Source organism: Peribacillus faecalis, assembly GCF_014712675.1.
GTDB classification, from domain to species: Bacteria; Bacillota; Bacilli; order Bacillales; family DSM-1321; genus Bacillus_AD; species Bacillus_AD faecalis.
Genome location: NZ_JACXSI010000060.1, coordinates 1 through 9,305, shown reverse-complemented (window position 1 = coordinate 9,305; position 9,305 = coordinate 1). Strand labels below are relative to the sequence as shown.

Below are 9,305 nucleotides of genomic sequence, written 5' to 3'. Positions count from 1 at the left end.
GTTCGCGGCCAGCAGCTAAGAATTCATAGACAAAAACAGAAAAACGTGAAATGGAATTGTCCATTTCACGTTTTTCGTCATTTGAAGCTAGTTATGTCCCAGCCTCTTTTTCTCTTATAGACTAAGTATATATTTTTGAATTTAGAAAACTGTCTAACCTTACACCTGCCATGCTCGGTCCTAAGCCATCCCGCACGGCTCCTTTTGATTTGCGCATATTTAGGAAGATAACAATCAAAGATAACTGCAAATTCTAGAGTTGGCGCCCTACCAAAAGGACCGGCGACGGTCTTTCTAGTTCCGATCCAACAGTTGGCACATCATCATCGCCTTGCCGACGAGTTTGCCTTCATTAAATACCTCTATATCCACTTTACCGAATTTACGTCCAACTTCCAGTACTTTCGGCACGACTTCAAGCTGGCTATCAATTTGAACCGATTTGATAAAGTAAATAGACATATTTTCAACGACTAAATCGCCTCGTTTATATGTACGAAGCACACGGTTGGCCGCTTCCGTTACAATTGTCGTGAATACGCCGTATGAAATCGTTCCTAAATAGTTTGTCATTTGCGGTGTAACTTCACAGCGGTACACTTCTTCTCCCTTTGCTTTGCCGTTAACAACTACAAGCTGAGAGGCAATGACGTCATCAATTGTTTCACCGACCTGCGGCTGTCTTTGAATCATTTGTAATGCTTTCAATACATCTTGACGGCTGATGATTCCGAGCAGATTTTGATGATTATCGACAACCGGAAGCATTTCGATACCTTCCCATACCATTGTACGTGCAGAAGAAGCAACACTCATTTTCCCGTTAACTGTCATCGGGTGCTTTGTCATCACTTTATCAATCGTCAACTTAGGATCGGCTCCCATAATATCTTTAGAGGTAACAACACCGATTACTTTATTATTGCTGTCGACAACAGGAAAGCGACTATGTGTCGTTTCTTGGTTCAACAAAAACCAGCGTTCGACCAAATCGCCCGACTTGAGATGAGCCGTTTCATCACTCGGTGTCAGTATATCTTCCACAAGCAAGATTTCTTTCTTGATTAACTGATCATAAATCGCCCGATTGATTAATGTCGCTACTGTAAATGTGTCGTAGCTGCTTGAGATAATCGGCAGTTGCAATTCATCCGCCAGCTTTTTTACCGATTCATCTGTATCAAAACCACCTGTAACAAGTACAGCAGCGCCGGCTTTCAATGCTAATTCATGAGCATTTGTACGATTACCGACAATCAGCAGGTTACCTGCCTCCGTATATCTCATCATCGCTTCAAGCTTCATTGCGCCAATTACGAATTTATTCAATGTTTTATGCAATCCGGCTCTCCCGCCGAGAACTTGTCCGTCTACAATATTAACAACTTCAGCAAACGTTAACTTTTCGATATTTTCTTTCTTTTTTCTCTCTATCCGAATCGTTCCGACACGCTCGATTGTGCTTACATAACCTTTGTTTTCCGCTTCTTTAATTGCTCGGTAAGCTGTTCCCTCACTGACAGTCAGATCCTTTGCAATTTGCCGAACTGAGATTTTCTCTCCCACAGGCAATTCATCAATATATTTTAAAATTTGTTCATGCTTTGTAGCCAAAGCTCTTCACCCTTTACAAAACCGTTTTCTTTCATTATATAGGTAAAGAGCCTTAATACACAATTGTCGCAATTAGTAATTATGCATTCTTTTTCTCTTAGCAGTAGCTCTTTTGACGTTTTCAACCTGTTTTTTTGGCATATAAAGAACAGCGGCAATATTTCCTCCTACAGCCAAAACAGCAAATATTAACCATGATGCAAAAAAAATAGCCTGCTCCAAGCTATCTGAAAAACTGAAACGCGGAATCGCATAATAAAGCATGATGCCGATAAACAATAAACAAAACAGCAATCTTTCGCGCATAAAAAACACCCTTCCATACATGTCTTTAATACATCTTTATGCGGACAAGTACAGAAGGATGACCTCATTATAAGTTTTCTTTACAGCTCGATGCTTTCGCCCGGCTTCAATGCTCTCCCCTCATGATTAGACAGCATACTGATAAACTTTTCCGGATCCTGTTTGATCGGTGGGAACGTATTATAATGGATCGGAACTGTGATTTTCGGGTTCAAAAATTCGACAGCTGTTGCCGCATCTTCAGGTCCCATTGTGAAATTATCACCAATCGGAATAAAAGCTACATCAATCGGATGACGACTGCCAATTAGTTTCATATCAGAGAACAAGGCTGTATCACCCGCATGGAAAATTGTTTTTCCTTCCACTGTAAGCAAAACGCCTGCCGGCTGCCCGGCATAAAGCAGCTGCTGATTACCTGTCTCATACCCTGAACCGTGGAAAGCCGGTGTCAGCTTCACTTTACCAAAATCAAATTCATAAGCCCCGCCGATACTCATGCCGTGCACCTTCTCAACACCTTGCCAACTTAATATGGTGCTTAATTCAAAATTAGAAATAACAAGCGCATCCTGCTTCTTCGCCAGTTCAACTGTATCGCCGACGTGATCGTTATGACCGTGCGTTAAGATGATGACATCCGGCTTTACTTCATCAAGCTTTAAATCTGTCTGACTATTACCTGTAATAAAAGGATCAAATAAAATTGTTTTTCCATTTGTTTCAACTTTTACAACTGAGTGTCCATGGAAGCTTATTTTCATTTTTAAAACCCCTTTCATTAATCATTTATCCCGCATTAAGGGACAGTAAGACTCCCACTTCAGGATGGCAAAAGAAATGAGACAGCTAAGTGGGAGATCAACTGTCCCTAAAAGCCCGATTGGTTCAACTAATGATTGGTGGGGGATGAAAGAAAACCCCCACCAATCAAAGTTTCACTTTATACCCTGATATTTAACAGTATATCAGTTTGCTTTTCATCTTTTATACTGTTAATCTCTAAAAGAGGTCCATTTTTCTTTTTTAGGAGGATTTACATGAATAACCGATTAACTCTATTTAAACAATGGCTGGATACAAGCGAGATTCCATTTGCCTTTGTCACATCTACAGAAAATGTATTTCACCTGAGCGGCTTCCACAGCGACCCTCATGAAAGACTGCTTGCATTAGCGATTTTTCCGCATGCAGAGCCAATTTTAATTTGCCCTAAAATGGAAGCTCCTGAAGCTAAAAATGCTGGCTGGGAATATGAAATTATCGGCTACACAGATATCGAAAATCCATGGGAAATGATACAAAAAGCGGTTGATGGACGCAATATTCGCGCGACGAAAATTGCCATCGAAAAAGAGCATCTAAATGTAGAGCGTTATGAAAAGATCCAAAATCATTTTGATAACCCGACCCTTGTATCTGCTGAAGAAAAACTTCGTCAACTCCGCATGATTAAAGATGAGCAAGAACTCGCTATTATTCGTGAAGCATGTAAGCTTGCTGATTATGCTATTGAAATTGGCGTAAACGAAATTAAAGAAGGCAAAACAGAGATGGACGTACTAGCAGCCATCGAATATGAACTAAAGCGTAAAGGCATTAACGAAATGGCCTTCTCAACAATGGTTCTGACTGGTAAAAATGCCGCTTCTCCGCACGGTACACCCGGCCTGACAAAAATCCAAAAAGGCGATCTTGTCTTGTTTGACCTTGGTGTCGTGTACGAAGGCTATTGTTCAGACATTACAAGAACTGTCGCATACTATGATGTTAATGATAAACAAAAAGAAATTTATGATACAGTATTGCAGGCACAATTGGCGGCAATTGAAGCAAGCAAGCCTGGCGCACTTTGCAAAGACTTAGATTTGGCTGCACGAAATTACATAACTGCCAAAGGATACGGCGAATACTTTACACACCGTCTCGGCCATGGCCTGGGCATTAGCGTTCACGAATATCCTTCACTAACATCTACGAATGAGCTTCCATTACAGGAAGGCATGGTATATACAATTGAACCTGGTATTTATGTGCCAGAAATTGCGGGCGTAAGGATTGAAGATGATATTTACGTAACAGCTGATGGCTGCGAAATTCTGACACACTACCCTAAAACGTTGCAAATCATTAAATAAACATAAAAAGAGGTCTCCTAACAAAATTCAAGGAGACCTCTTCTTTTTATAGTTCATAATTACTTCACATTCGGTCGAAATTTTACATAAATATTCAATTTTTAAAAAAATATACGAGTCTTAATTTGGTATAATAAATATATTAAAGGAGGGAATGAAAATGAGTTTAAGTTATAACAACATTTTAGTTGCAGTAGACGGTTCTCGTGAAGCTGAGTGGTCTTTCAAGAAAGCAATCGAGATCGCCAAAAGAAATGATGCAAACTTATTTATTGCCCATATTATCGATACAAGAAACTTTGCAACTATCGAAGCGTATGACCGTACAATGGCAGAACGCTCTGAATCATATGCAAAAGAATTGTTAGAAGAATACAAAGAAGTCGCTGAAAAAGCAGGAGTAAACAAAGTTCACGTTGAAGTGGATTACGGTTCTCCAAAAGTGAAGATTCCTAAAGACTTAGCTAAGAAACATAGCATCGACTTAATCGTCTGCGGTGCAACAGGTTTAAATGCAGTGGAAAGATTCCTAATCGGAAGCGTTTCTGAGCATATTACCCGTTATGCGCCATGTGATGTACTAGTAGTAAGAACTGAAAAAGAAGTTTAATATAAGAAAAACCGTTACCGGTCCTTTTTCATTTTTGAATTTTCCTCTTGAATATACTTCAATGAAAAAGGAGCCATGCGGCAGTACTAAGACGAACCACTCGAGAAACCCGGTTTTGGTTTATTGAGTGGGATGGCTTAGGACCTAGCATGGCAGGTATAAGGTTAGACAGCTTTCAAAGTTCAAATATTTTTTCTTTATATAAAGAAAAGGAGCAAATGCCGATACCATTACATAAGCATTTACTCCTTTTCTTTTAGTTTTCCAGCAGCGTTTTTGCTTTCGCAATTGCCGCTTCTACTTGCGCAAAACCGGTTCCGCCCGCACTGTTTCTTCTTGCAACAGCCGTGTACGGATCTAGCGCTTTATAAATATCTTCTTCAAACAGCCCGCTTGCTGACTGGAACTCGTCCAACGTCAGATCAGCCAAATAACAATCTTTTTGGATACATGCAAGCACAAGATGCCCGACCACTTCATGCGCATCTCTAAAAGGCATGCCTTTGCTGGCTAAGTAATCTGCCAGTTCTGTCGCATTAGAGAAATCCGACGTAACCGCCTTTTTCATTTCAGTTGATTTAACCTTTAAAGTAGAAATCATACCGGTAAATATTTTCAGCGACCCAGTGATAGTTTTCACCGTATCAAACATACCTTCTTTATCTTCCTGCATATCTTTGTTATATGCTAAAGGAAGACCTTTCAGGACCGTCAATAACCCAAACAAGTTACCGTATACGCGACCCGTTTTCCCTCGGATCAGTTCTGCCATATCCGGATTCTTTTTCTGCGGCATGATGCTGCTTCCTGTTGAGAATGCATCATCAAGCTCAATAAATTGGAATTCACGGCTGCACCATAAAATAATTTCTTCGCCTAAGCGGGATAAATGCATCATCAGCATTGAGCTGTTCGATAAAAACTCAACAATAAAATCACGATCGCTGACCGCATCAAGGCTATTTTCATAAATGCTTGAGAAACCAAGCAGCTCCGCTGACAGCTCGCGATCAATCGGGAAGGTTGTCCCTGCCAGAGCACCTGCTCCAAGCGGAGATTTATTAATTCGTTTAAAGCTTTCTTTGAATCGCTCTTTATCCCGTTCCAGCATCCAAAAGTAAGCCATTAAATGATGAGCAAATGATACCGGTTGCGCTCTTTGCAGATGCGTATATCCAGGGAATATCGTTTCAACATGATCACTTGCCTTCTGAAGAAGGGCATTTTGCATTTCTGCAATTAAAGCGATGACTTCTTCGGTGCGATTACGCAAATATAAATGCATATCCGTCGCAACTTGATCATTTCTGCTTCGGCCGGTATGAAGCTTGCCGCCTACAGGTCCGATTTCTGCAATCAGCATGCTTTCTAAATTCATGTGAATATCTTCATTACTTACGGAAAATTGCAGTTCATGGTTCTCTGCTTTTTGCTGCAATTTTATTAGTCCGCTTTTAATCGTCGCTGCTTCTTCCTGTGAGAGGATACCGGTCGAAGCCAGCATTTGCACATGCGCCATGCTGCCTTCGATATCCTCCATCACAAGTTCTTGATCAAAAGAGATAGAAGCACCAAATTCATCTACCCATTCTTCTGCTGTTTTGGTAAATCTGCCTCCCCAAAGCTTTTTCACACATTCACCTTCTTTTTATTCACCATGCTGCTTACTTTTGTCGGTAGTCCGAACAACTGAATAAAGCCCACTGCTGCACTGTGATCGAATTCATCTTCTACTGTATATGTTGCAAGTTTTTCATTGTATAGAGAATTCTCTGACTTTCTCCCTTCTACAATTGCATGCCCTTTGAATAATTTCACACGTACAACGCCATTTACATATTGTTGTGTTTCTTTCAAGAATCCAAGTAAAGCATCTTTTAATGGAGAGAACCATAGTCCTTCATAAATAAGTTCAGTCAATTTCTTTTCGATAACAGGTTTAAAGTGTGCCACTTCTTTTACTAGAGTCAGGTCTTCCAGCTCTTTATGCGCTGCGATTAACGTCATAGCTGCAGGTGCTTCGTATACTTCACGGGACTTGATGCCGACAAGACGGTTTTCTACATGGTCGATACGTCCAACCCCATGTTTACCGGCTAAGCTATTCAATTCAACAATCAAATCAGCCAGTTTGTATTGTTTGCCGTTTAAAGCAACCGGAACACCTTGTTCAAATGTAATTTCAACAATATCTGCTACATCTGGTGCATCTTCCAAGCTTGAAGTCAGTTCATAAGCGTCCGCCGGAGGAGCCGCCCAAGGATCTTCAAGAATACCGCACTCATTGCTTCTTCCCCATAAGTTTTGGTCAATCGAGAATGGGCTATCCAAGTTGATTGGAATCGGAATATCATTATTGATTGCATATTGGATTTCCTCTTCACGAGACCAGCTCCACTCACGTACAGGAGCCAATACTTGCAGATCCGGATTTAAAGCTGAAATAGCCACTTCAAAACGAACTTGGTCATTTCCTTTACCCGTACAACCGTGCGCTACCGCTACCGCACCTTCAAGCTCTGCAATTTCTACTAGTTTCTTAGATATTAAAGGACGTGACAATGCAGAAACCAATGGATATTTGCCTTCATATAATGTATGCGCCTGTAACGCAGCTAAAGCAAACTCATTTGCGAACTCATCTTTCGCGTCAATTACATATGATTTAACAGCTCCGACAGTAAGAGCCTTATTTTTAATAAATTCCAGGTCTTTTCCCTCACCTACATCTAAACAACATGCAATAACATCATACCCTTGATTTTGAATCCATTTAATTGCAACGGAAGTGTCTAAACCCCCGGAATAAGCTAATACCACTTTTTGATTTGCCAATTTAATTACCCTCCTGTTAAATGAATAAAAATACACACACAATAATTTTTATTCAAAATCTTGATATCACTTTAACAGTTTTTTTTGCTTTTTGCAAGAAATTTTTATAATATTTAATAAGTTTTATATTTACAGAACTGACAGTATTTTTAACTTACTAATTAATGAATATTGTAAACTGTAATTATAAGAGAGAGGTTGGTGTCCCTATGAGGAATATGGACTGTTTCGCATTTGACAAAAGGCTAGGCATTTCAATACCGAATCTGCAGCAAGACTGGGAATTGTATAGTACAGAACAGCAACATAATATTTTATTAAAGTGGGAGCAAATCCGTGGCCACATTCCTGACCGGATCAAACAGTTGGAGATGCTCATCAATAAAAAACAAGATGAGCTTAACAGAGAGGACAGCTTTGAGCGCTCGTGCTCACTAAACAGCGAAATTGCCGACTTAGCTTCTATCATCAATGATTTATGGCTGTATTACCGGACTCACCAACATATTTCAGACAACTTTCCAACTGAACAAAAAAGTCATTTATAAGAAAAAACGGCTCCGGACCTTTTGCATAAATAAAAGCCCATTTACAGCCCGCGGACTGTAGATGGGCAGAAGTATGTATATTCAATAAAGCTCCTGATTTCCATATTTCTCTTGGAAATGACGGTGTAAATAATAATTATGGGCAAACTCGCTAACCCGTCTTGTCAAAGAATAATTGCTGCTCGCGCCGATCATCATGCTTAAAATCGGAAGGCCTTGCGCCTTCTTCTTCCGAAACATCGTAATTGCGATATATTTCATGATTTGCTTAACCGGCTGCTCAATCCACGTAATATCTGTAACTTCTTCAGGTCCTTCATAAAAATAAGATTGCTCGGAACTGCTTGTATATTCATTCAGTTCCTCAAGTCCGTTTCTTTGCATTCTCACTGGCAATGTTCCCGCATGAAATACTTTTAATGAAATCATCATTTCTTTCGGTGTATTGACATTGTAGCCATAAGACATCGCGATTAGCTGTACAAGCCGCAAATTTATGACTGTAATAGCAGGCAAGTCGCTGGCTAATAAGACCGGGCCCCCCATGCCGCTAATGCCACCCTGCGTGAATGAGTAAAGGCGGTGCCTGCTAATTTGTTGTTGCGCTATATAATGAAGCTGATCTATACTCAATAATTTTAAATCTTCAATACCATCGATCTCTCCATTGAATATTCTTGCACTGGCAAGTATTCTCTCACTGGCATCATGCTGCATTTGTGTACCTTGGATGATTGCATGTAAATGAAAAAGCATCGTATCCAACGAATTGAAAAACTCTTTCTGGATATCTTCAGGCAGCAGCTCAAAGCTGCTGCGAATCGCTTTATCGTACATAACTTCCAAATCTGTCGTTTCATAATTATACAGTTTTTCTACCCAATCTTGCACACTCTTGTATAATTTCAATTCCCGACTCGTAAGTTCCACCTAATCACTCCCAGCACGTTATATTAAATTAATTTCTTTTAGTATAGCATACCGGATTACCCGGTCAAAAATCCTTTTAAACCGGAGTTGAAATTGTGAGGCACGCAAAAAAGGCTGCTTCAGAATCAAATCTTGAAATGTACCCTTTGTAAAGGACATTTATAAAAAAGGACGCTTAGGCTGCTTGATTAAGATGATCTCTGTATTGTACATGGGTCATCTTATTTAATTTCCATTGATATCTGTAATGATTGTAGTAAGTCATATACCGTTTGATTTCACGTTTTAACTCATCCAGAGTTGCGCACTCTTTGATAGAAGCTT

At 39.9% G+C, this 9,305-nt stretch carries 10 protein-coding genes; 3 read left to right on the top strand and 7 right to left on the bottom strand.

The window, feature by feature from the left end:
* Positions 1-294: 294 nt before the first annotated feature.
* The 3 genes from IEO70_RS17950 to IEO70_RS17940 all read right to left on the bottom strand — a co-directional run bounded on the left by IEO70_RS17950 (position 295) and on the right by IEO70_RS17940 (position 2,684).
* Positions 295-1,614, bottom strand: coding sequence for a CBS domain-containing protein (locus IEO70_RS17950; protein WP_190999756.1), 1,320 nt, complete (start codon positions 1,612-1,614; stop codon positions 295-297).
* Between the two features lie 72 nt (positions 1,615-1,686).
* Positions 1,687-1,920, bottom strand: a complete 234-nt coding sequence (locus IEO70_RS17945; protein ID WP_190999755.1) for a hypothetical protein — start codon at positions 1,918-1,920, stop codon at positions 1,687-1,689.
* 80 nt (positions 1,921-2,000) lie between these two features.
* Positions 2,001-2,684 carry a metal-dependent hydrolase gene (locus tag IEO70_RS17940; protein ID WP_190999754.1) on the bottom strand — a complete coding sequence of 228 codons (684 nt, stop codon included), beginning with the start codon at positions 2,682-2,684 and terminating at the stop codon, positions 2,001-2,003.
* A gap of 276 nt (positions 2,685-2,960) precedes the next feature.
* On the opposite strand from IEO70_RS17940, the gene IEO70_RS17935 reads away from it, so the two are divergent.
* Positions 2,961-4,058 carry a M24 family metallopeptidase gene (locus IEO70_RS17935; protein WP_190999753.1) on the top strand — a complete coding sequence of 366 codons (1,098 nt, stop codon included), beginning with the start codon at positions 2,961-2,963 and terminating at the stop codon, positions 4,056-4,058.
* A gap of 160 nt (positions 4,059-4,218) precedes the next feature.
* Positions 4,219-4,668 (top strand): universal stress protein, encoded by a 450-nt coding sequence (locus IEO70_RS17930; RefSeq protein ID WP_190999752.1) that lies wholly within the window; start codon positions 4,219-4,221, stop codon positions 4,666-4,668.
* Positions 4,669-4,924: 256 nt separating this feature from the next.
* On the opposite strand, the gene argH is transcribed toward IEO70_RS17930, so the two are convergent.
* A complete protein-coding gene (gene argH, locus IEO70_RS17925; RefSeq protein ID WP_190999751.1) occupies positions 4,925-6,301 on the bottom strand; it encodes an argininosuccinate lyase in 1,377 nt (458 codons plus the stop codon).
* A complete protein-coding gene (locus tag IEO70_RS17920) occupies positions 6,298-7,503 on the bottom strand; it encodes an argininosuccinate synthase (protein ID WP_190999750.1) in 1,206 nt (401 codons plus the stop codon). Before IEO70_RS17920 ends, argH begins: the two co-directional genes overlap by 4 nt.
* A gap of 209 nt (positions 7,504-7,712) precedes the next feature.
* Here IEO70_RS17920 and IEO70_RS17915 point away from each other — a divergent pair, with 209 nt between their 5' ends.
* The gene (locus IEO70_RS17915) at positions 7,713-8,051 is read left to right on the top strand and encodes a hypothetical protein (protein ID WP_328820969.1); all 339 of its coding nucleotides are present in this window, start codon (positions 7,713-7,715) and stop codon (positions 8,049-8,051) included.
* An 81-nt stretch (positions 8,052-8,132) separates the two neighbouring features.
* Here the strand turns inward: IEO70_RS17915 and IEO70_RS17910 are convergent, their stop codons facing one another.
* Together IEO70_RS17910 and IEO70_RS17905 are read right to left on the bottom strand one after the other, a co-directional pair.
* Positions 8,133-8,981 carry an EcsC family protein gene (locus tag IEO70_RS17910; RefSeq protein WP_190999749.1) on the bottom strand — a complete coding sequence of 283 codons (849 nt, stop codon included), beginning with the start codon at positions 8,979-8,981 and terminating at the stop codon, positions 8,133-8,135.
* 175 nt (positions 8,982-9,156) lie between these two features.
* Positions 9,157-9,305 (bottom strand): IS3 family transposase (locus tag IEO70_RS17905; protein ID WP_190999748.1); only part of this gene is annotated, 149 nt, incomplete at its 5' end.

Bases quoted from the DNA above. Each gene is read 5' to 3' on its own strand.
- IEO70_RS17945 (WP_190999755.1), bottom strand. From the start codon at position 1,920: ATGCGCGAAAGATTGCTGTTTTGTTTATTGTTTATCGGCATCATGCTT.
- IEO70_RS17935 (WP_190999753.1), top strand. From the start codon at position 2,961: ATGAATAACCGATTAACTCTATTTAAACAATGGCTGGATACAAGCGAG.
- IEO70_RS17940 (WP_190999754.1), bottom strand. From the start codon at position 2,684: ATGAAAATAAGCTTCCATGGACACTCAGTTGTAAAAGTTGAAACAAAT.
- IEO70_RS17930 (WP_190999752.1), top strand. From the start codon at position 4,219: ATGAGTTTAAGTTATAACAACATTTTAGTTGCAGTAGACGGTTCTCGT.
- IEO70_RS17915 (WP_328820969.1), top strand. From the start codon at position 7,713: ATGAGGAATATGGACTGTTTCGCATTTGACAAAAGGCTAGGCATTTCA.